Source organism: Leptospira inadai serovar Lyme str. 10, assembly GCF_000243675.2.
In the GTDB taxonomy this organism is placed as follows: Bacteria; Spirochaetota; Leptospiria; order Leptospirales; family Leptospiraceae; genus Leptospira_B; species Leptospira_B inadai.
In genome coordinates this window covers 595,001-617,050 of sequence record NZ_AHMM02000017.1, presented here as the reverse complement: position 1 = coordinate 617,050, position 22,050 = coordinate 595,001, and the positions used below count along the sequence as shown (strand labels likewise).

The following is a 22,050-nucleotide window of genomic DNA, read 5'->3' as shown; positions in this document are numbered from 1 at the left end:
CGGCCAAACTTATTTTCCCATTCATCAAAATGGACCGATAATAATAGGACTGCCCCATGGAACGAGTCAAGGATTCCCGATTTCTTTTCGATTTAAAACGTAGATTTCGCTATATATTAGAGGAAGTTGAAAAAAGCACCTTTGATAGAAATACGGAAGTACGTGAACTGGAAACTTTATGGGAAGAAATGTTCGACGTTGCCAGTAGGAATGATACTCCTTATTTTCGCGCGAGATTGGCTAATTTAAAGCGCCAGTTGGACGGCTTCGTAAGGAACAAAGCGTATGAGAAGCGCGAGTTCGACATTATTTACCGACAGTTGGAAAAAATCAGAAAAGACGATACCGTAGAATTTTTAGACGATTCCATGAGAACAAAATTGGATCGCATTACTAAGAGTTCCGGTTCGCTGGCGACTCGACTTGCACCCCCGTTCGGAATCGAGGAAATGACCTTTTCCGGAATTCCTCTTTTTCTAACCTTCCGATGCGGAACCATTAACTTTATCATTAAAAGCGGTCCTAAAAAAATTTTTAGAAACGTCGATAGAAGCAAGGATAGAGTTCTGTATGAAGGAAAAAAATACCCCGTCTTTCCCAGTCGTACAATCTACTTTACTTGGGAAGGCGAAAGGCATTGGGAAACCGAACCGGGAAACCTATTAATGATTCGTAATACAAGAGGAATCCGTTTTTTCCGTTACGATACTCTGGGCGATACGTTTCGTATTCCGGAAGATACGTTTAGAAGGCGCTTAAAAACGGCGGAAGGTTGGACCGGGGAAATTACGAAATACTTTCGAAAGGCCGGAACAAGATACTACTACATTGCAGAGGACTGAAGACAGAACATTGGTGAGCGGAATTTCCATGTTCTGGAGAAAGATTCCTGTGTTACAGGGGATCTTTCCTCTATTTCTGTAACTTTTCCAACGTCTAGCAGCTTCTGTCTAGCGTGAGCAAAGCGAACGCGTCTGTCCTCAGTCTTCTGTCCTCTGAAAGCTACTCTTCCCCGTCTTCCATCAGATTGTTTAGGCTCTCGATCAGCACTTCTACTTCTACACCGTAGCCCATGCAAACTTGCTCGATCGTCTCCAGTTCGTTGATGGAACAGTGAGAACAACCGCCTAAGTGGTAACTGGAAAAGACGAGGCCGGCTTCCGGATGCAAAGCGATCGCTTCGCCCACCGTCATTTCCTTATAAAATCTTGGCTTGACCGCTTCCGACATGTGGAAAATCTCCTATTAGTACGGGTTTCCTTCCAGTATATAGACTCCCGGATCGTTAGTCAATTCCATGTTTTTTCAAGAAGCAGGCAAATTCTATATTCGGATAGAGGAACGCTTCGAATCCTCGCATTTTCTTTATAAATATTTCTCGGACGGCTCCGATGAGCCGATCCATGGCCATTCCTTTAAAGTGGAAGTTTATTTGTCCGGGCGAAAGAATATAGGGGAAGACGGGATTAGTTTCGATTTTCTTACCTCCAAAAAGAAGCTTAGGGAGCTGGTTTCCGAATTGGATCATATTCTGATTAACGAGCATATCGATTTTAAGAAAACCAACCCCACCTCGGAAAATATGGCTCGCTGGTTTTATAACGGTCTCAAGGAAAGCGTGCACGCCGCGGAAGGAAGAGTCGAGAGAATCGTGATCCACGAAGGTCCGGAGAATCTTGCCTTTTTTGAACCCTTACAGGGTTAGCATTCTCTTTTATATTTTTCCCTGTAGAATCAAAAAGGCAAGATGCGCTACGGCAAATGCCAGAGTGAAATAAAAACCGACTCTAAGCGGCTTGGGAAGTTGCTTCAATCCGCATATGATGGAGTGAAACGCCAAAAAACCCAGTGCGATAAAGTTCGTCCACAGCGCGGCCTTCACCGGCGCCGGTTCCGGACCGAATAAAAGTAAGAGAGTCGTCGGGAGTAGGCCTAAAAAACTCATGAACCCTCCTGTTGCGATCCAGATCATTAAAATCAAGCGAGATTGCCTTTCGTCGGGATGCTGGAAGACCGAAATCGCCCCGCCGACGATCAGTTGGTGTATGAAACCGTGCCCGGCATAAAGAATGCTAATGCATAAAAACAAAAGAGTCGGGACGTCAAAATGGTTCTGAAAATTGAGCAAGTGAATTCTCCCGCCACATAGTTAAGTGATTCGTTCTACTTACTCAACTAAATTCCTGTTGACCAAAGCGGGATTTTTCTCAAGCATTACGTGCCGAATATGAACGAACCGATTTGGAAGCCGAACACCGAACAGATTGCCAATTCTCGAATGACGAACTTCCAACGGTTTGTCGAAGAAAAAACAGGAAAATCATTCCTTACCTATTCGGAATTGCATTCCTGGTCCGTAACTTCCTCCGAAGATTTTTGGGAACTCCTCTGGCAGTACGCTCCCGTTATTCATTCTCATCCTTACGAGGAGATCTTGCGCAAAGGGAAAACGTTTCGGGAGGCGAGGTTTTTCCCGGGAGCGAGGTTGAATTTTGCGGAAAATCTATTACGTAGAAAAGACGATAAGCTCGCAATTACTTATGTTGGAGAAAGCGGGGCTTCGGAAGATTTGACCTTTTCCGAACTTTGGCTGCGGGTGGGAGCCCTATCCGAGTATTTTAGATCGATCGGTATTTTGCCCGGCGACAGAATTGCGGGTCTGATGCCGAACGTTCCCGATACGATCGTCGCTATGCTTTCCGCAACGGCAGTAGGGGCCGTATGGTCTTCCTGTTCTCCCGATTTCGGCGCCAAGGGAGTTTTAGATAGGTTCGGGCAGATTCAGCCGAAAGTTTTAATTACGACGGATCGTTACGAGTTTAAGGGGAAGAATCTTCCCTTATCAGCAATTGTTAAGGAAATATCGGAACAACTTGCCTGCCTAAAAGTCGTCCTGGTCTCGACTTATCCGTCCGTTCAGAATGCAAATTCCGTGGAAGGATTACGGAACTTTCCCTCGAATGTGATGTCTCTCTATGATGCCTCGAAAGCGTTTTTAGGAAAAAGTCCACGATTCGAACAACTTTCTTTCGATCATCCCGTTTATATAATGTATTCTTCCGGAACGACCGGGCTTCCTAAATGTATGGTCCAAGGATCGGGAGTATTTCTCAATCATTGGAAAGAACTTGCCTTACATACCGATCTGAGCGAGGAAGATCGGATTTTCTATTATACGACCTGCGGATGGATGATGTGGAATTGGCTCGTCAGCGCTTTATCCATCGGGGCGACAGTTCAGCTTTTTGACGGAAATCCCTTTTATCCGGATCCCGGTGTCCTATTTAAGTATGCTTCCGAAAAAAGAACGAACGTTTTCGGAGTAGGAGCAAAATACATTCTAAGCCTGGAAAAGGATAAATTTCGACCGACTCAAAATTTATCGGCCTTAAAGTCGGTTCTCTCTACCGGTTCTCCGTTACCCGGATACGGTTTTAGATACGTGTACGATTCCTGGAAAAAAGACGTCAGGCTTTCCTCGATCTCCGGAGGAACGGATTTAAACGGCTGTTTTGCATTAGGAAATCCGAATTTACCCGTTTACGCGGGCGAACTCCAATGTTTGGGGCTCGGGATGTCGGTTCAAATTTTTGACGATGCGGGAAAACCAATGCGGGAAGGCAAAGGAGAATTGATTTGCACTCAGCCCTTTCCTTCCATGCCTCTTGAGTTTTGGAATGATACCGATGGAGAAAAATATAGAACTGCATATTTCGACGTTTTTCCCGAAATCTGGCGACACGGCGATTTTGCGGAAATTACCGAGCATGGAGGAATGATCGTTTACGGTCGATCCGATGCTACCTTAAATCCGGGAGGAGTCAGAATCGGCACCGCCGATTTATATACTTTGCTTGAAACGATTCCTGAAATAGCCGATTCGGTCGTAATCGGGCAGGATTGGAAAGATGATGTTCGCGTCGTACTATTTCTAAAGATGAGCCGGAATAAGCATCTGACTCCCGAATTCGAAAATTTTATCCGAAAGGAGATCAAGGATAAAGTCTCTCCTCGACACGTTCCCTCAAAAATACTAGAAGTGCCGGACATACCGTATACTCGAAATATGAAAAAGGTCGAAATTGCGGTTAAGAGAGCGGTCCAAGGGCAACCGATTCCGAATAAGGATGCACTTTCCAATCCTGAATGCCTGGAATTCTTTTCTCGAATACCGGAGTTACAAAGAGACTGAGGTCAAGAGATATGTTTTTCCAGGTTCCGCTTAAAATTCGTTTTTTGAGATTTCTTGTTTTGCCCGGATTGTATTTTTTCTTTTCCGGATCCTTCGCGATTGCGCAGGGCGATTCTGCCGTCTCAAGGCTCCTGGAAATCCAGCGAAGAGGTGAAATCAGGGTAACCGGGAACCGTAATTTCGCCCCATTTTATATCGACAAGCCTAAAGAAGGGTTTCCGGGGTTTGATGCGGAGCTTGGAAAAAAATATGCCGATTTTCTCGGCGTCAAATATGTTTTCGTTCCGAAACCCGAATTCGAGGACTTTGCGGAAGCCGTTCAAAAAGGAGAAGTCGATTTAGCTCTTTCCGGATTAACGACCACACTAGAACGATCGAAAAAAATAAAATTCAGTAGGCCTTACTTAATTTCAACGCCCGCGGCGCTCATTAGAAAGTCGGCTTTACCTCCCGCTCCGGAAGGAAATATCATTACGACTCAGTATTTTCGAAGCGTAAAGGATCTCGGGGATTTGAGCGGCATCAGTTTTGCAGTGCGGGCATTTTCAGGAAGCCATGAATATCTTTTGCACGCCTTTCCGAATTCGAGAATTTTTACCTACGGAAGTATCGACGGCGCATGGAATGCGGTTAAGGCGGGAACGGCAAATTGCTTCGTGGCGGAAGCCTATCATATCAAAGGAATTCTTCAGTTGCAACCGTCTTTGGCTTCCAATTATCGCCCGCTATTAGAAACGGTACAGGAAGATCATATCTCGGCCCTGCTTCCAAAAGTCGATCTTATCTATTTACGAAATTTCGATTTTTTTCTCTCCGAAATGATTCGAACCGGAGAGTTGAAATTATTGGAAGATAAGTACTTTAATTCGAGTGATTGGGTTCAGTAAATTCCGTAAATTTCCATTCGGACTTGGCAACCTTCAAGAGCGACCCTTTCAAAGGGAATGCAGTCTAAAATACATGGCGACCGTCTCTAAAAGAAGAAGCGAGAATGTTTCCGGGAATTTCTATGTGGATTCTTCCTGCATCGATTGTGAAACATGCCGAATTTTAGCCCCGAAAGTTTTTTCCGAGTCGGGCGGCGCTTCCTACGTTCAGAAACAACCATCGAACGAAATCGAATCCTTGGACGCATTACGAGCTTTGCTTTCTTGTCCGACCGCATCTATCGGAACGCAAGATCGAACCGATCTCCAAAGAGCTAAGCAATCCTTTCCCTCGTTAATTCATGAAAATGTCTATCATTGCGGCTATCATTCTAGAGCTTCGTTCGGGGCCTTTTCCTATTTAATCGTTCGGGATTCCGGAAATGTCCTGATCGACTCTCCTCGATTCGTTCCTTCGTTGGCGGAAAAAATACATTCTCTAGGAGGAGTTCGATACCATTATCTCACGCACAGAGACGATGTCGCCGATCATGCGAAATTCAGGGAGGAATTTCATTGTGAAAGGATTATTCACGAAGACGATGCCGCCGTTGTCGGTCGGCCGGAAATACTCGTTACGGGAAAAGAGAGTTTTCGTCTGGATGAGGACCTTCTGGTAATTCCCACGCCCGGCCATACTCGGGGGCATTCGGTCTTGCTTTATGCGGATCGATATCTTTTTACGGGAGATCACCTTGCGTTCGATCCGGAGCGGGAACGTCTAATCGCCTTTCGAAACGCTTGTTGGTATTCCTGGTCCGAACAAAAAAAATCCATGCAGTCGCTTACAAACATCGAATTCGAATGGGTTTTGCCCGGACACGGGCATCCGTTCCGGACCTCGAAGGAACGAATGCGCGAGATGCTCTCGAAATGCATTGAATGGATGTAGAAAGTCTTTTATTTCCGAAACCCTAGGTATTCTTCCTGTATGGAAAAAATATCTTCCGCATATTGGCGGACTCCGCCCCATTTTTTCACGGCGGCCGGGCCGGCATTGTACGCTAGTAACGCCTTATGAATATCCCCGTCTTGGGTTTCTAATAAATGATTTAGATAGGAAACCCCCAAATGTATATTGATTTCGGTCTCGAATAAGTGAAAATCACGCACCTTCCTGCCTTCCAGGGAACCGATCCAGGCGCCGGTAGAAGGAAGGACCTGCATATAGCCGCGGGCATTCTTTTTAGATTTAGCTTTTCTGGAGAATTCGGATTCAACTTGAATTAGTCCTAGAAGAAGGCCGACTTTTTCGCCTTCGGAACAATACCTCCCGCAGGCCAGATCATCGATCTTAGCCGCTTCGAGCAGTATTGTTTTCGTCAATATTTCCAGCTCCGAAGGGGAGATGGATGGTCTGTGCTCCTGGATGAATTGCTTTACCGATTGGGTTTCCGTCCGGCTTTTGTTTAAAATCCAATTTTCGGTTAGAGAGCCTGCAATCGGCGCTACCAAGGATTGGTAGAGCAGGGGCAGGATCGCGATAAAGAAGTGTCGTTTTCGAATCTTAGGCTGGTCCATTGGAGTCCCAACCTCCTTTAATTGTGCAGTGCACTATCTATGACCATTCTTTTTGCAGTGCACTATGGGTCGAGCGGAATTCTTTCACTTCGTACTTGAGTCGGTTTTTAATTATGTCACATAATGTCTAGGTGTTAGGACTTGGGTATTGGATGTTAGATAGTGGAGGAAGGAGAACTGATTCCGGGAGTATAAGGTGTTAGATCTTAGACATAGCGGAAGAAACTGCAGTAAGAAGAGCTTTTCGGGTGATTTGATTAAAAGGTGGAAATAAAACAGTTGGCAATTTGATAGTATATATGCTATCATCAAGAGAATTGAAAATTGTCTTAGATACTAATGTTTTATACCAAGCCTTACGGGCTGAGCCAGGAGCTTCTCGGGCAATTTTAGAATTAATTTTTGAGCAAAAGATCAAACTTAGCATATCAATTCCTGTATTTAAAGAATATGAAGAAGTCTTGAAAAGAGACACTTCAAAAAAGGATTTAGGTATCAAGGATAAAGAAATTAAGAAAATCCTCGGCTTTATTGCTCACATAGGTTTTGCTCAAACGATTTATTATTCATTTCGACCAAACTTGCGAGATGAGGATGATAATCACTTTGTAGAACTGGCGATTGCGTCGAATGCGGATTACTTAGTAACAAGCAATATTAGGGATTATCTGGTCGGTAATAATCTTAAATTTGCAGATTTGAAAGTGATTACACCATCTGAGTTCATGAAGATATGGAGGGTAGAAAATGAAAGCTAAAGCTAGTATTTTAACGATCCGGATTCCCTCCGAGCTAAAACATAAAATCGAAAGAGTAGCAGAAGAGCAGGGTGTATCAATAAATCAATTAGCCCTGTATGCTTTTACCAAGGAAATCCAGGATATGGAAACTTCTCAATATTTCGAGAAGTATTACAAGGGAAAGAGCAAGAAGCAAATATTTTCCGATTTTCGGGAAGCTCTCTCTACTATAAAGAGTAAAGGGTCCGTTCCGGATTGGGACAAATTGTAATTTTCTTTTTGCGATCGGCTCCGACACTGTGCATCGATTTCAATCGGTCTTGGAGACAGTTTACCATCATCTGTCTTGCAGAACCAATCTTGCGGAGCAGGCCTCGCGCCGACCCGACTATTGCGGGCCGGATTGCAAGGTGTCGTCAAGTCTGGGCCAAGAAACGGTAAATCCGCCGTACGCCGTACTTGCAATTATCATCACTCACGGCGAGTTTGTATTATTTGCTTTTTTCCAACTTTTCGGCGAGATCGACTAAAAGGCGAACCCCGTAACCGCTTGGTCCGTTCCCGATTTGGGTACCTGAGGATTTTTTTCTCCACGCGGTTCCTGCAATATCTATATGGGCCCACTCGATGCCCGAATCGACAAATCGTTCCAGATATTTTCCTGCCGAAAGACTTCCCCCGGGACGTCCCGCAACATTTCGTATGTCGGCTATATCACTTTTTAATTCCTCTCCGTACTCGTCCCAAAGCGGAAGATTCCAGATTCGCTCATCGGAAGATGCCGAAGCTTCATTCAAGAGTTCAGCAAGTTTTTCGGAATTACTCATTACTCCGGCCGCTTCGTGCCCGAGAGAGATGATGATCGCTCCCGTTAAAGTGGCCAAATCTACCATATAGTCCGGTTTGAATTTTTTTCCTATATAGGAGAGGACATCCCCGAGCACCAAACGCCCTTCCGCATCGGTATTCTGAACCTCCACCGTTAGTCCATTATGTGCGGTATAAACGTCGCCCGGTTTTAAGGCGGCTGCATCCGGCATGTTCTCCGCGACTCCGATCGCCGCAATCACGGGCACACCGATCTCTAATTCCGCAATCGCACCGATAGCGTGAATCACCGCAGCCGCACCGCACATATCGTATTTCATTTCATGCATGTCTTGCGCGGGTTTGATGCTGATCCCTCCGGAGTCGAACGTGAGGCCCTTTCCGATCAAAGCCAGTTTTTTTCTGGTTTTAGGTTTTACCGGATGATATTCCAAAATAATCATTTTCGGTTTCTTATCCGAGCCTTGTGAGACCGCGAGAATTCCCCCCATCTTTTCCTTCTTTAGTTGGGGTTCGTCGAATATCGTGATTTTTAATCCGTTCTCTTTCGCGATATCCTTAGATCGAATCACGAATTCTTCCGGAGTAAAATGATTTGCGGGTAGGTGGGCGATAAAGCGACTTCCGTTAACGTACTTGCTAACCGCTTTCGATTTCTCTAAACCTTGGGAAGCGGCTTTCTCGACATTCGGGTCTTCCGGCAAAAAAGTAACCGAACCGAATTTCAGTTTTTTTTCTTTGAAGTCTTTCGTTAATACGTTTAGCGGGAATGCTCCCAAATCGATCGAATTGGCGATTTGATAAACCAACGAGGCGGGGGACAAATTTTTAGTGAGAAATCTAGGAAGCTTAATTTCCAGTCCGACTCCGTCCCATTTTCTGAGCTTTTCTCCGACGGAAAAAAACAATTGAGCTACGCTTCGAATGCTTGCTTTTGCAGCTTCTCCTAAACCGAGATAAATGATTCGATCGGATTCATCGATCAGAGATTGTCCGGTTTCTCCGGTAAAGACGGAAGACTTAATTTGCTCGGGAAATTTCGTCTCGAGCTCCTTCGGTAGATGATCCTTCGCTACCGGAACGATTTTATAGATGTTTTTCGATGCATTCTTTCCGATTGAAAAATGAATTTTGGATTTTTCTAACTTCATTTCTTCTCCAGCGCCTTGATATCGGCAAGTATCTCGTCCACGTGGCCTTTTACGCTGACCTTCGGGTAAATTTTCAATATTTTAAGATCGGGGCCGATTAGCAAAGTGGTTCTTATGATACCCATAAACTCTCTGCCCATAAATTTCTTCAACTGCCAGACCCCGTATTTTTCGCAGATGCTTCCGTCCTCGTCTGCGATCAAAGTAAAGTTCAGTTCCTGCTTTTCAATAAATTTCTGATGGGATTTAATCGAATCTTTGGAAACTCCGACGACATTGAATCCTTCTTTTTTGAGCCGGGCAAAATTGTCCCGAAAATCGCAGGCTTCGGCAGTGCAGCCGGGGGTTTGGTCCTTGGGATAAAAATATAGGACTAGACCTTTTTTTCCTAGTAAATTCTTCAACTCTACTTTTTCACCGGATTGGTTTGTTCCCGTAAAACTGGGCGCTTTGGCGCCGGCCTTCAATTCACTCATTGGGTGGATCTTCCTCAGGGAGGCTTAATTTGCCGGAATTCCCCTTATAGACTTTAATCGTTCCTTTCCAGGGTTCCGTTCCGGCTAGGAAAGCCGAGGAAAAATCGGTTGCGAATCTTTTTTTTTGGACGATATTAAGAGCATGGATTCAAAGGAAAGGATGGAACTCATTCGGGTGGGCAATCAGGCCTTTAACGAAGGCGATATCCGCAAGGCCCGAGAATGTTTTTTGAAGACCGAGTACAAGGACGGACTGATCCGGCTCGGCGATTATTTCATGTTCGAGAAAAAGTTACCGATCCTCGCCTACGGTTATTATAAAAAGGCCGGATTCCAAAAGAGAATCGACGAGATTTTTCAGCGAATGCTTTGGGCCTTGTCGGAATGGATCGGTCCCGATAAATTTAAGCCTTCCCAATCCGCGGCAAAAACACCGGATCCGGAAGATTTTACCGTGCATCCGATTTTACGGCAAACCGCATTGGATATTTTGAAGAAGCAGGGCATTTCATTATAGCGATTGATCTGCGGAAAGTGCATAGCCCTGTGGCGGTCACGCTGCTAGCAGAGGACTGAAGACAGAGGACAGACGCGTTCGCTTTCAGAAGACAGAGGTCAGAAGACTGAAGACAGTAGCTGCTAGATGTTGGGAAGGCAGCGGGGTTAGACGAAAAATCCACGGTTAGCCTATGAATCTTTCTCTAAAACATGGAAACCCAGCTCATCAATGTTCAGTCCTCTGTCCTCAGTCTTCCGTCCTCTGATAAGCGGCTTCTTCGTTTTTCAAGCTTCTTTATTGAACCGTAACGGTAATACCTGTCGGGGCATTGATATATTTCAATGCTCCGTATGCATTGACTGCATTACCCGTCTTCGTCTTTCCTTGTAAAGAGCCGTTCGAAATCCCGCCGTATAAAATTGCGTTCACCGTATCCGAATACGTATAGTTCGGATTATAGGCTCTTATTAAGGCGGCAACCCCGGTTACATGCGGAGATGCCATCGAAGTTCCGTTGATGATGCTGTAATGAGTCGTGTCATTTCCCAAGGCCGTCAAAGAATAATAATCCACTCCGATTCCACCTCCTGGACCAATTACGCTGCTGCCTGCGGATATAAAGTTTAGACCGATCGTACAGGTCGTCGAATTGCAAATGGAAGAGATATTGTAGGTGGGACTTTCATAGTCCATCGTGTTCGTACCGCCCTTTGATACCACGAGAGAAGACGGAAACGAGCCGCTGTTCGTTCCAGCGTAGATCTTGAAACTATCCGTATTCAATAGTACTTCATAATAATCGATGGCTAGGGTTGCTGCGACTGGAGTAAACGGAAGAGTAAATGTCTTGTAAATATTATTTCCGGAAGACGCTTGTCGATAGTATGCAGCTGACGACCAAAAAGAGCAGGCGTCTACCGTGTTGACTGAGGAAGTAAACATTAACAAATTCGTAAATGTCTTTCCTCCAAGCGTACAGTTTTTCACCCTCCAATCGGTCCCGGTAGTCGTCCAAGTGGAAAAGTCTTGGCTCGGCGTCGATTGAGAAAAGACGCTCATGTTTCCGGGCCAAGTACTCATGATATTGGTTCCGGGAGCGCCGATTGCGACGGTAGATCCGGAAGCTGTATTAAAATCGGAAAAATTCGCGATATTAAAGTTTTGATCCAGAGCCGCAACGCAGACTAGATTCGATAAATTATAATCGCATGGGTAACTTGCATTGGAGCTGTTTGCATGATCCAATCCGGAATTTCCGGCCGCTACGACGACGACTGCGTCATGGTTTAGTGCATTCTGAATCGCTGAATAAAAGCTGGAGCTGTAACCCGGGCCGCCGAGACTCATGTTGATCACTTTCGCACCGTTATTAATCGCAAAATTAATTCCTTTGACGATATTGGCTGTGGTACCCGAGCCTGTTTCATCCAGAACGCGTACAGCCATAAGTTTACTCGTCTGGCAAACCCCTGTCGTGCCGACGCCGTTATTTCCCTGCGCACCTATCGTTCCGGCAACATGAGTCCCATGCCCGGTATAATCCATGGGATCGTTTGCGGCCCGAGTGCCGGCATAGTTCCAACCGTGATTTGGGCAAGAACCGATGATGGTCCCGCCATTTTCATCCAGGCAACTTCCGCTCGGACTCCACATTTCGTTGGTTAAATCTTGGTGATTATAATTAATTCCGGAATCTACGACTGCTACGATTACGGAACTACAATCGGTTTGTAAGGTCCACGCGGATTCTACACTAATATCCTTTCCGGAAGTTCCCGGATTCGCGGTTGGATTTCCGTTCGTATCCGTATAAAACTCGGGATTCACCGCGCTCCCTGCTGCGATTGTCTGGCCGGTATTTTTTAATCCCCAAAGGCTTCCGTACGAGGTGTCGTTCGGAGATTGAGTTCGATAAATATAATTCGGTTCTGCGAACTCTATGTTCGGGTCATTCGAGTAAGTTTGTACTGCAGTTTCAACCGATTCTCCGGATCGGAGTTTGATATGCGTGATTTGAGAATGACCTAGATTCGACAAAAGTTTTCCGCCTTTCTGAAAGACTAACGAGCTTATCGAGGCTCCCGTTTTGAATTTAACGATGATTTCGCCGGGAACATACGACTGTTTTTTGACGAGGCCGCCGAACGGATTCGGGATCGGTTTTTGGCCGGAAAATAGGATTCCTAGAATGAGAAGTATTAAAATTCTTAGAATGGATCTGCTTTCAATTTTCATGGATATCGCCTTATATATTCGAAAAAATTAATTCACCAAAGTTAGTCCGGGAGTGGCAGCAGGGGCCCCTGACGTGTTTAGAGCCGAGAACCCGAATACATAGATAAAAACCGCGCTTCCTCCCGGAATAGAAAGAGTTGTGTTGGTCGGAGCCGTAGCCCCGCTGGCATAAGGAACGCTGGTGCAAACGGAGCCGGAAGTTTGGTAGGCGGGGGTAATTCCGTAGCAGACTTGGTAGCCGCCCCCCGTCGAATTTACGGATTTTTCCCGGTTCGCCTGCCAAGTAACCAGGACATTCCGGGAAGGACCGGTTCCGATATGGGGGGTCGTAGAATTGTTAGAGCTGGAGTTCCCTGCTAATAGGAATATGAGAGGATTTAAACCTCCACCCCCGCTTCCACCGCAATTGAGGAACGAAAGCAAAGAAATTATGAAGAGAATTCGCATTACGTTCTTTTTAGTTTTTACCATCGCTAAGACTCCCTAATTCAAATTTTCCAGTCTATTTTAGAACGGTTTAAATTTCTCGGCAGCATCGTAATTTACCTTTTGAGTAAGGATTTTTGTAATTTAGTAATAGAAAGAATGAGGCACCTGAATGTTTCAATTCTTCTTTATATGAAAAATCGATTCTCGGGAATTGTTGAATTCCTGCTTATTTAATTAACCAACATTTTCTTACTTTATATAGGTTCTATCCCAAATGAGTCGCTTAACAGACAGGGAAAAGAGAAAATTTTCGACCGTCCAATCGCCGGCGAAAAGGCCCTAATACGTCGATTCTTATTGTCTCCAGCCGGGTTTCGCGGAAACCTGGCATTTCGTTTGAAATCTCCGAGTAAAAACATTCGACTGATTCTCTTCGCGGCTTTGGTAGCGACACTCTTTTTAGCATCCTTCCTAGGAGTCCGCTTTTGGAAAAATAAAAAGCAAGCGGAGGAAGCTCGGGCAGTCGAAACTAGGAGGGTTTACGCTTCCACTTGGTCCCAGGATTTTTGGGCCATGCTCAAATACGTTCATTTATATGACGAGTTGCATCCTTTCCTTTACGGTTTGGAGGGAGGGAGGAACAATACGGGAAGACTTCGCTCGGTCTGGAAGCCGCAAGAGATCGCTGAGAGAATCATGTGGTTTCGTCTCGTTTCCCCGAAAACGCTGATTATACCCACGATTTTTCGCTGGGAAAATGATTTTGAAAAAGTCTCCGATGCGATCGGGTTGAACGGAAATCTCGAAGTACGGGATTTTCATATTAAAAACATAATCAATGAAATCGAAACGTACGGTTATGACGGCATCGATATCGATTATGAAGGAATGACCTGCGAAAAAAAGGAATCCTTCGAAGAGTTTTTAATGGCGTTGAAGGGAGAATTACGAAAACGAAATAAACTACTTTCCGTTTCGATACACCCGAAAACCCTTTCGGAAAAGAAATCCGTTTTTCCCTGCAAAGGTTTACGCGCTCCGATACAGGTCGATTTTTTTGAGGCGTATCGCGGCCAGCTTTCCCACGATTATGAATTTTTAGGAAAGGTCGCGGATAAGGTAAAGATCATGGCGTACGAGTTGCATCCGAGAAAGAACGGATTTCCCGGTCCTGGACCTCAGGCCCCGGATTGGTGGATAGAACGCATCCTCGAATATGCAGTGACCCGAATTCCGTCGGATAAATTGTATATGGCCATTCCTACCTACGGATATGATTGGTCGTTAAACTGCGATATTCCCTCCAAATCGGTATATTATTCCCGCGCAAAATTCATACAAGATCATTGGAATCCTAGGATAGAACAACCTACCGACGTTTCGAGGATCTATCAAACTCAGCCGAAAGCGTCCGATTGGATATTCCTTCGCCCCTACCTTTATAGGCACGAAGGACATATCTATACCGATCCGTCCCTGTGGTACCGTTTAGGGGGCTGCGACCGTGTCGCCTTTTATATGAATCGAACCGCGTTCGAAGCGAAGATGAATATTTTAGAAAAGTTTAAAATAAGAGGCTTTTCTTTTTGGCAGCTGATAGAGGACAACGATCCGGAAATAAACGAATATTTGCAGGAGAAAATCGGAAAATGAGCCGATCTTCTCTTCGATTACGAAACGTCCTGTTTCAGTAAGCTTCCGGCGATGATTAATTTTTGGATCTCGCTCGTTCCTCCGCCTATTTCAGCTAAGCGGACGTCCCTATACAATCTCGAAACTCGATATTCGTCCATGAAGCCGGCGCCCCCATGAACTTGGACGGCAAGGTTCGTAACTTCTCGAGCCGAAGTCGTGGCAAATAACTTGCAAGCAGCGCACTTTCCGGATAAGGGCATATTCCCTTTTCCTTCCCGCTCGGCGACTTCGCTTTCCCAAGCCACGTTATACGTTAACCATTTTGACGCTTCGAGTTTAGTGTAGATTTCCGCCAAAAGAAATGCCACACCTTGGTGTTGCGAAATCGACTTCCCGAAACTTTTCCGCGAGGATGCGAACGATTTAGAATCCGACAGACAGGCCCGCATGACTCCGAGAGAGTAGGCGGCCAATGATAGACGTTCTGTATTGAATGTCTGCATGGTTTGTCTAAAACCCTTTCCTAATTTTCCTAAAATATTCTCTTCGGGAATTTCCACGTCTTCGAAAAAAAGAGCACCTGTAGGCGAGGCTCTTAATCCCATTTTATCCATCGCAAGCGAGCGACTGACTCCCTTACTATGCAGGTCTACGATAAAATGAGTAAGCCCTTTTTCTTTTCCCGACGAATCCAAGGCTCTTGCAAGAACCAAACAATAGTCCGCATTAGGCGCATTCGTAATATATGTTTTTTGTCCCGTAAGTAGGTATCGATCGCTTCCGGACCGTTTTGCCACCGTAGTGATGGATGCGACGTCCGATCCGGAATCCGGTTCGGTAACGCCGAGGGATCCGATTTTCTTAGCGGAAATAATCTCAGGCAGAAATTTTCTTTTCTGTTCCGTCGTACCAAAATGTTTAAGGGGCAGGCCGAATAATCCTGCCGAAGCTCCTACACTGAAAAATGTGCTGCCGCAATATTCCGAGACCACTTCCATTGCAAGAGTGCTGAGGAAGAATCCGGCGCCCTGGCCTCCGTATTCTTCCTCGTGCAGTAAGCCTAGATAGCCTGCTTCCGCTAGTTTAGTATAATGAGTCCTAGGCAGTTCCTTTTTCTTATCTAATTCCTCTGCAAAAGGAGCTATTTCCTTTTTGCAAAATGTCCGAAAAGATTCGATGAACTCTTGTTCATCCTTTGTTAAGGTAAAATCCATGGAGGCCCTCTCAGATCGAAACTTTCCTTTAGATATCTTGTATGCAATAAATATTTATAGCGGAGGACAGAAGACGGAAGACAGAACATTGATAAGCGGAGTTTCCACGTTCTAGAGAGATTCTTGCATTATAGTGGATTTCTCCCTAGCCCAGTTGCATTTCCAACCTCGAGCAGCTTCTGTCTAGCGTGAGCGAAGCGAACGCATCTGTCCTCTGTCTTCTGTCCCCTGCAAGCGAACGCATCTGTCATTCAGAGGACAGAAGACAGAGGACTGAGGACAGAACATTGATGAGCCGAGTTTCCATGCTCTATGGAAAGATTCCTGCATTACAGTAGATATCTCCTCTACTTCTATAACCTTCACAACATCGAGCAGCTACTGTCTTCAGGTGCGCCAGGCAAAGTCTGGGATTTCCAATGGAGGGAAGGCCTCCATCCTGCTCATTGTTCCTTCGGCAGGTAGCGAAAAGAGCCTTTGTAACGGTAACGGAACAAAGGAAGCCTCTCGTAGCAAAGAAATGAGCCATAGTTTCCAACCTCGAGCAGCTTCTGTCTAGCGTGAGCGAAGCGAACGCATCTGTCCTCTGTCTTCTGTCCCCTGCAAGCGAACGCATCTGTCATTCAGAGGACAGAAGACAGAGGACTGAGGACAGAACATTGATGAGCCGAGTTTCCATGCTCTATGGAAAGATTCCTGCATTACAGTAGATATCTCCTCTACTTCTATAACCTTCACAACATCGAGCAGCTACTGTCTTCAGGTGCGCCAGGCAAAGTCTGGGATTTCCAATGGAGGGAAGGCCTCCATCCTGCTCATTGTTCCTTCGGCAGGTAGCGAAAAGAGCCTTTGTAACGGTAACGGAACAAAGGAAGCCTCTCGTAGCAAAGAAATGAGCCATAGCGAAAGCGAACCAATGCTTGAAGCCTCGTAACAGAAATAAGTGGTATTAGCCAGTCTCTCTGATATGATGAAGCTTGGAATCGACAAGGTAGAAATGAACAAATGCACTTGTCGGAATACTCGGGGTAAAGTTGGATAGCGCGTTTCGAAGGAAACCCCAGGAACCTGGGAGATCCTTATTTGTGCTTAAATGCAACAAGTGTAGAGAACGAATAATTTACATTTGGCGAATAAGGAAGTCGGAAGAACTCATAGTAGCGAAGAACTGGGGTAATGCCCAGGGAGCGAAGGGGTTCTTATAGAGAATGCTTAGAAATTAAAGGAGTAAGACCGCTTGATGGAAACATCGACTACGGAAATAGATAAGAACCCATTGAATCGGAAGACAGAAAACATCGACTACGGAAATAGATAAGAACCCATTGAATCATGATGGCTTATCGGAAAAACTAACTCAATTAAGATCCAAGCTCTACCAAAAAGCGAAAGCAATGAGGTACAGTCTCTTAAAAGAGCCGAATGCGGGAAATCTGCACGTTCGGTTCGTTGAGGGGGATGGAAGTCTAACAGACTTCCATCTCTACTCTACTCCTCTGTCCTCTGCAATGGTTGACAGTTCCCAATACCGGTAGATAAAGCCTTTGCATGCCGAACTATTTTTTTCCGAATGAATATCCCCTAGGCAACCATTGGTCGTTTTGGGCTCTAATTACGTTCGCCATATTTGGCACGTATCTAGGACTTCTACTTTGTATCGGTCAATCGGTTATAGAGAGGAAGACGGCTTTAAATAGATTACTGGCCTTATTGTTCCTTTCCCTGGGAATATTGGAAGGCACCGGTCTTTGCATGGTGATGGGATACTTTCCCGAGATTCCAAGAATCGTCTTATTACATATTCCCGTACTGGGATCTCTCGGGCCGATTCTATACGGAATTCATAAGATTATCCAGGATTCCGAATTTGAAGATTCGACTCTCGGGTTGAGTCAAAAACATTTTGTTCTTCCGGGACTGATTTGGCTAGCTTACGGAATCGTTTTCTTTTTGAATCTGTCGGAACTGCAAAGCGGTTTTCAAGCATTCGTTTCGACCCGCGGCCTATTCGATCTAATATTTTACGTGCCCTTGCTCATACTCGCCGGTTACATTTCGGCACTTCTAAAGGGCTCGCGAATGCTGTTTAAGATTGCGGTGCTGCGCCAGGAATGGACGGCAAGAGTTCTCTTGTATATCGTTTTAGCTACGATCGCGAATCATTCGGTTGGAGCTTTCTATTTGCTGGGCAAGAATTCGGTATTTCTGCTTATCAGCGCCGATATGATGACGGTAAGTCTTTGCATTTCCTATCTGATCGGCCGAAAGTATCCCGCCTACTTTCAGAATTTGCAAAAAGTCGCGAGAGAAACCAACAGTCGATATTCCCGGTCCCTCTTACTAGGAATGGATCTGGAAACGCTACGGGAAAATTTACGGCTGGCGATGGAAACCGAAAAGCTCTATCGGGACGAGGATTTAAGTTTGGCGACTCTTGCGGAAGAACTGGCTCTCTCTCCTCACCAATTATCGGAATTGATCAACCAGGAAATGGGTAAGAACTTTTCGGCTTTTGTGAACGAATATCGAATTCGGGAAGCCTGCGAACTGTTAAAAAAAGAAACGAATCGATCCATCTTGGATATCGGTTATGAAGTGGGTTTTCGCAGCAAAACCTCTTTCCATAGGGCTTTTATCAAGCAAATAGGATTGCCTCCGTCGGAGTTTCGCGAAAAGAATTCGGGCTAGCGTTTCAGACTATCATTTGCAACGGAAGTTTTGGTGCCGGTTTATAGAATGGAACGACAAACCTTAAAACCCGTGCGACACTCGGGTCATATGAAATTCGGGAGTAGGGCATGGGTTCAGCAGTGATGGAAAAGAAGCGGACGATCGACGCGTTGACGGATAAGGAAAAAGCAAAACGGATTATCAAATGGATTCGGTACTCCGATTCGAAATTCAGAAAACGATTTTCTTTTTTGAAATATCAAAATGCGATCGGCTTCGGTATAACGATCGGTTCGGCGGGCGGAATGATTTTCCTAGCGGGACTTTATATCGCGGGTTTAATTCCGTTTTGGACCTGCATTATCGGGAACGGGATTCTCGCTTCTTTTTTGCACGAGATGGAGCATGATCTCATACATAGCATTTATTTTAAAGAAAGCCCTAGAATGCAAAATTTTTTATTTTGGATGGTTTGGCTTTTTCGCGCAAACGCGGTAAACCCCTGGTTCAGAAAAGAAATCCATTTATTGCATCATAAACTGTCCGGAAATCCCGAAGATATCGAAGAGAGATTCATCAGCAATGGAATGCCTCTCGGATGGAAACGTTTTCTGGTCATGGTGGATCCGATTATGGCAGTCGTTCTTCAGGGACCGAAAATTAGAAAAGATGCGATTCACTATCTTAAAAAAATAAAATCATCACCGATTAAAGGACCGTTTCGATCCATCTTTCTACTATTATGGTATTCGTTTCTTATCTGGGGATTGTTTGCCGTACTGAATTGGTCTATGGGTTCACCGATTCAGGAAAAAGGTTGGGTTGCAACTGCTCATACGATTCTAAACACCGCTGCAGTCGTTTATCTGATTCCTTGTTGGTTAAGGCAAACCGCTATCCAAATCGTTTCTTCGAATATGCACTATTATGGAGACGTTAAAGGATTGTATCAACAAACGCAGGTCCTTGATTCCTGGCTCGTTCTACCTCTCCATTTATTTTGTTTTAATTTCGGCGCTACGCACGGAATCCATCACTTCGTGGTAAGCCAACCGTTTTATTTGAGACAGGCGGTGGCGCCGTTCGTGCGGCCGATTTTAAAGAAATATGGAATTCGATTCAACGATTTTGAAAGCATGCTTAGAGGGAATCGATACGAAAAATCAAGTTCGGGTGAACTTGGGCTGGTATAAATTCTCAGGTTCATGTAAGATGCTCTCATGCATGGCATACCTGAATCGAAAAAAAATAAAACCGAATTTATGAGATCCCTGGATCATGCCGAGGCCAATTTCTGGCTGTATGATCATGTTTCTTCCATGAACTTTGCGGTCATGGCCAGCGGCAACGGCGACTTAAAGGTGGAGGATCTTCGCAAGGGGTTGGATACCGTTCAATCCCGGCACGGTTTGGCCCGCGTTGCGATCGAAAGGAAGTACGGAGCGGATCCTCATCTATGTTTTATCACCGATCCTAACGCAAAAATTCCGCTCGTTGTCCAAGAATTTTCCCGGGATTGGAAGACAAAAGTAGCGAAGGATTCGATTCGGCCGTTTTCGTTAGGAGAAGCTCCTTTGATTCGCGCCGTATTGCACCGATCCGATGATGGGAGCGATTGGGCCTTTGCGATCGTCTTCCACCATAGCATTGCGGACGGACGTTCGGGCATGCATTTTCTTTTGGATGTGTTGCGGGCATTTTCTCTCGGCAGGGGCGAATATTCTTCTTCCCCTCAAGTGCTTCCGTCCTTAATGGATTTATATTCCGCGGAAGGTCGGGCAAACGAGGAGAAATTAAAGGAGAAACCTCTTTCTTTACCTCGTTTCTCGCGAAAAAGCAACGAGCTGAGTCCTGAAATTATTAGTTTCCAAATCGAGTCCGACGAGTTGCGGGAATTACTTCGAAAAGGACGGGAAAAGGGAGTATCTTTACACGGAGTTCTCGGTGCGGCTCAAATATCCTCCTTCTACAATTTGTTCGGAGCCGGAGCCGGTGGAGTATTGAATCTTTCTACGCCTGCCGATCTGCGTCCTTACCTGAGTCAGTCTATCGATGATTCCTCCTTAGGCTTATATATTACTCTATTGACGACGCAATTAAAATTCGGAACCTCGTTTTGGTCTCTCGCCAAGCAGATCAAAGATGATTTAAAAAATCGATTGAATCGAAGGGAGGGGAGAGCCTTCTACGAATTACTTCCCCCTCCCGAACAATTTTTACAAAGAGAAGACGGGTTACGCGTATTTTCCTCCTTGATGACCAAAACTCCGCAAACAAGCGTTTTAAGTAATGTAGGCGTTTTGCCCGACGCCGAGATCCCGAATCTGCAGATACGGGAGATTTCGTTTACGGTCCATCCTTCCTTGACTCAGACCTTATTTACGACGGCCACCACTTTCAGAGGTAGGTTAGTGATTAACATAAACTTCGACTCGAATCGTTGGGAAAAGGACGAGATTCGCCAATATGTTGCGAATTTTCAAAAAGTTTTATCCAAGCAGGTTTCCTAGGGAAAGGCCCATCGAAAGCCGCGACTTTTATTTCGCTTCCCAAGGAAATTTAAAAAGTGTTCTGCGAAAAATCCTGCGCCCGTATATCCATCCGACACCTAAGATAAACAGCCCTATTCCGGCCGTAACGCTCTTAAAAAGATCGGGACTAGGATCCGATACGGACGGTACTTGAAGTAAGAGACCCGATAACATCAAGATCATATGTATCTCTGCCATTTTAGATCTTTTCTCGGTCAGGAGTTTCCCCAGACCTCCGCCTGTGAGAAAGGCTGCGACTCCGGCGATCGCGCCGATTCTGCCTAATATCAAAGGAGAGAAAATTATAATTTCAATATTTTCGAATATAGATAGGATGGCTTTCGCTGCGAGCAGTAAAACGGACGAGATTCCTAAGGCTGCGTGAGTCCTAAGTTTGAGTTTGGGACTTATACGAAACACTCGATTCTATACCGTATCGCCACTTCCGATCGGAACGGGTTCGTTTTCGGGCAATAGACTCGTAACCAACTCCGGAGATTGCAGGTCCGGCTCGAAGGCGGGCATAGGTTGCGAGACGGAATGCTTGGTCGATTTAAAATAAAAATACATCGGAACGGATAGGAGAGTAAATCCGAAACCCCAAAGAGCTTCCGCCGGCTTGCTCCAGATTAGCGTAATGATGATCGCGATATTCGAGGCGATATACAGATAGGTGGAATACGGATATCCCGGAATTTTGAATTTAGTCTTGAAATTCCTTTTTTCGAATAAGATGGGCGTGTAAGCCGTGATCGTCGCCAATAATAACGTTGAGCAAGTGATTAAATAGAGCAAGGATTCGATTTCCTTGACTAAGGAGAATAAGCAAGCGTATCCGCATTGAAAAGCCAGAGACATGTACGGACTCTTGTATTTGGAATGCAATTTGGCCATACTCGGAAAGAAATAACCGTCCCGAGCCATCGCGAAATAAATTCTAGATCCGCCGATGATGTATGCCGAGATCCCGCCCATAAACACCCAGCAAATGAAGGCAGTAACG

The 22,050-nt window shown here is 45.3% G+C and carries 22 protein-coding genes (1 of these 22 running past the window's edge); 12 read left to right on the top strand and 10 right to left on the bottom strand.

Annotated elements, in window-relative coordinates; all coding sequences use genetic code 11:
• Window positions 1-56: 56 nt before the first annotated feature.
• Window positions 57-842 carry a hypothetical protein gene (locus LEP1GSC047_RS12165; protein ID WP_010413864.1) on the top strand — a complete coding sequence of 262 codons (786 nt, stop codon included), beginning with the start codon at window positions 57-59 and terminating at the stop codon, window positions 840-842.
• Window positions 843-1,002: 160 nt separating this feature from the next.
• Here the strand turns inward: LEP1GSC047_RS12165 and LEP1GSC047_RS12160 are convergent, their stop codons facing one another.
• The gene (locus LEP1GSC047_RS12160; RefSeq protein WP_010413863.1) at window positions 1,003-1,230 is read right to left on the bottom strand and encodes a DUF1858 domain-containing protein; all 228 of its coding nucleotides are present in this window, start codon (window positions 1,228-1,230) and stop codon (window positions 1,003-1,005) included.
• A 67-nt stretch (window positions 1,231-1,297) separates the two neighbouring features.
• On the opposite strand from LEP1GSC047_RS12160, the gene LEP1GSC047_RS12155 reads away from it, so the two are divergent.
• The gene (locus LEP1GSC047_RS12155; RefSeq protein ID WP_010413861.1) at window positions 1,298-1,705 is read left to right on the top strand and encodes a 6-carboxytetrahydropterin synthase; all 408 of its coding nucleotides are present in this window, start codon (window positions 1,298-1,300) and stop codon (window positions 1,703-1,705) included.
• Between the two features lie 9 nt (window positions 1,706-1,714).
• Here the strand turns inward: LEP1GSC047_RS12155 and LEP1GSC047_RS12150 are convergent, their stop codons facing one another.
• Window positions 1,715-2,128 (bottom strand): hypothetical protein, encoded by a 414-nt coding sequence (locus LEP1GSC047_RS12150; RefSeq protein ID WP_010413859.1) that lies wholly within the window; start codon window positions 2,126-2,128, stop codon window positions 1,715-1,717.
• 99 nt (window positions 2,129-2,227) lie between these two features.
• Between LEP1GSC047_RS12150 and LEP1GSC047_RS12145 the strand changes: the two genes are divergently transcribed.
• The 3 genes from LEP1GSC047_RS12145 (at window position 2,228) to LEP1GSC047_RS12135 (ending at window position 6,010) form a co-directional block, all read left to right on the top strand.
• The gene (locus LEP1GSC047_RS12145) at window positions 2,228-4,192 is read left to right on the top strand and encodes an acetoacetate--CoA ligase (RefSeq protein ID WP_020988795.1); all 1,965 of its coding nucleotides are present in this window, start codon (window positions 2,228-2,230) and stop codon (window positions 4,190-4,192) included.
• Between the two features lie 11 nt (window positions 4,193-4,203).
• Entirely contained in the window at window positions 4,204-5,079 is an 876-nt protein-coding gene (locus LEP1GSC047_RS12140) for a substrate-binding periplasmic protein (RefSeq protein ID WP_010413854.1), read from the top strand.
• A gap of 73 nt (window positions 5,080-5,152) precedes the next feature.
• Entirely contained in the window at window positions 5,153-6,010 is an 858-nt protein-coding gene (locus LEP1GSC047_RS12135; protein WP_010413852.1) for an MBL fold metallo-hydrolase, read from the top strand.
• Window positions 6,011-6,018: 8 nt separating this feature from the next.
• On the opposite strand, the gene LEP1GSC047_RS12130 is transcribed toward LEP1GSC047_RS12135, so the two are convergent.
• Entirely contained in the window at window positions 6,019-6,639 is a 621-nt protein-coding gene (locus LEP1GSC047_RS12130) for a lytic transglycosylase domain-containing protein (protein WP_010413849.1), read from the bottom strand.
• 299 nt (window positions 6,640-6,938) lie between these two features.
• Between LEP1GSC047_RS12130 and LEP1GSC047_RS12125 the strand changes: the two genes are divergently transcribed.
• Window positions 6,939-7,397, top strand: a complete 459-nt coding sequence (locus LEP1GSC047_RS12125) for a putative toxin-antitoxin system toxin component, PIN family (protein WP_020988761.1) — start codon at window positions 6,939-6,941, stop codon at window positions 7,395-7,397.
• Window positions 7,387-7,650, top strand: a complete 264-nt coding sequence (locus LEP1GSC047_RS12120) for a toxin-antitoxin system HicB family antitoxin (RefSeq protein ID WP_010413846.1) — start codon at window positions 7,387-7,389, stop codon at window positions 7,648-7,650. Before LEP1GSC047_RS12125 ends, LEP1GSC047_RS12120 begins: the two co-directional genes overlap by 11 nt.
• A gap of 220 nt (window positions 7,651-7,870) precedes the next feature.
• Here LEP1GSC047_RS12120 and LEP1GSC047_RS12115 read toward each other — a convergent pair whose 3' ends face one another.
• Window positions 7,871-9,358, bottom strand: coding sequence for a leucyl aminopeptidase family protein (locus LEP1GSC047_RS12115; protein ID WP_010413845.1), 1,488 nt, complete (start codon window positions 9,356-9,358; stop codon window positions 7,871-7,873).
• On the bottom strand, window positions 9,355-9,834 hold the full coding sequence (gene bcp / locus LEP1GSC047_RS12110) for a thioredoxin-dependent thiol peroxidase (RefSeq protein ID WP_010413844.1): 480 nt from the start codon (window positions 9,832-9,834) through the stop codon (window positions 9,355-9,357). The genes LEP1GSC047_RS12115 and bcp overlap by 4 nt, the downstream gene beginning before the upstream one ends.
• A gap of 142 nt (window positions 9,835-9,976) precedes the next feature.
• Here bcp and LEP1GSC047_RS12105 point away from each other — a divergent pair, with 142 nt between their 5' ends.
• Complete coding sequence (locus LEP1GSC047_RS12105; RefSeq protein ID WP_020988623.1) at window positions 9,977-10,351, top strand: hypothetical protein; 375 nt, start codon at window positions 9,977-9,979, stop codon at window positions 10,349-10,351.
• 276 nt (window positions 10,352-10,627) lie between these two features.
• On the opposite strand, the gene LEP1GSC047_RS12100 is transcribed toward LEP1GSC047_RS12105, so the two are convergent.
• Both LEP1GSC047_RS12100 and LEP1GSC047_RS12095 read right to left on the bottom strand, forming a co-directional pair.
• Window positions 10,628-12,568 carry a S8 family serine peptidase gene (locus LEP1GSC047_RS12100; RefSeq protein ID WP_010413842.1) on the bottom strand — a complete coding sequence of 647 codons (1,941 nt, stop codon included), beginning with the start codon at window positions 12,566-12,568 and terminating at the stop codon, window positions 10,628-10,630.
• A 27-nt stretch (window positions 12,569-12,595) separates the two neighbouring features.
• Complete coding sequence (locus LEP1GSC047_RS12095) at window positions 12,596-13,039, bottom strand: hypothetical protein (protein WP_010413841.1); 444 nt, start codon at window positions 13,037-13,039, stop codon at window positions 12,596-12,598.
• Between the two features lie 531 nt (window positions 13,040-13,570).
• On the opposite strand from LEP1GSC047_RS12095, the gene LEP1GSC047_RS12090 reads away from it, so the two are divergent.
• The gene (locus LEP1GSC047_RS12090) at window positions 13,571-14,650 is read left to right on the top strand and encodes a glycosyl hydrolase family 18 protein (protein ID WP_475066910.1); all 1,080 of its coding nucleotides are present in this window, start codon (window positions 13,571-13,573) and stop codon (window positions 14,648-14,650) included.
• A gap of 17 nt (window positions 14,651-14,667) precedes the next feature.
• Here the strand turns inward: LEP1GSC047_RS12090 and LEP1GSC047_RS12085 are convergent, their stop codons facing one another.
• Window positions 14,668-15,846: an acyl-CoA dehydrogenase family protein gene (locus tag LEP1GSC047_RS12085; RefSeq protein WP_010413839.1), complete on the bottom strand. Its 1,179-nt coding sequence runs from the start codon at window positions 15,844-15,846 to the stop codon at window positions 14,668-14,670.
• Window positions 15,847-17,394: 1,548 nt separating this feature from the next.
• On the opposite strand from LEP1GSC047_RS12085, the gene LEP1GSC047_RS12080 reads away from it, so the two are divergent.
• The 3 genes from LEP1GSC047_RS12080 to LEP1GSC047_RS12070 all read left to right on the top strand — a co-directional run bounded on the left by LEP1GSC047_RS12080 (window position 17,395) and on the right by LEP1GSC047_RS12070 (window position 21,026).
• A complete protein-coding gene (locus LEP1GSC047_RS12080) occupies window positions 17,395-18,534 on the top strand; it encodes a helix-turn-helix domain-containing protein (protein ID WP_020988603.1) in 1,140 nt (379 codons plus the stop codon).
• A gap of 110 nt (window positions 18,535-18,644) precedes the next feature.
• Window positions 18,645-19,709, top strand: a complete 1,065-nt coding sequence (locus tag LEP1GSC047_RS12075) for a fatty acid desaturase (RefSeq protein ID WP_020988576.1) — start codon at window positions 18,645-18,647, stop codon at window positions 19,707-19,709.
• 69 nt (window positions 19,710-19,778) lie between these two features.
• A complete protein-coding gene (locus tag LEP1GSC047_RS12070) occupies window positions 19,779-21,026 on the top strand; it encodes a condensation domain-containing protein (RefSeq protein ID WP_010413835.1) in 1,248 nt (415 codons plus the stop codon).
• A gap of 27 nt (window positions 21,027-21,053) precedes the next feature.
• Here the strand turns inward: LEP1GSC047_RS12070 and LEP1GSC047_RS12065 are convergent, their stop codons facing one another.
• Both LEP1GSC047_RS12065 and LEP1GSC047_RS12060 read right to left on the bottom strand, forming a co-directional pair.
• A complete protein-coding gene (locus LEP1GSC047_RS12065) occupies window positions 21,054-21,467 on the bottom strand; it encodes a hypothetical protein (protein WP_010413834.1) in 414 nt (137 codons plus the stop codon).
• Window positions 21,468-21,473: 6 nt separating this feature from the next.
• On the bottom strand, window positions 21,474-22,050 hold the final stretch of the coding sequence (locus LEP1GSC047_RS12060; protein ID WP_010413833.1) for an APC family permease. Its footprint extends 884 nt past the window's final position; only the last 577 of its 1,461 coding nucleotides appear in the window; its start codon lies beyond the right edge, outside the window; the stop codon is at window positions 21,474-21,476.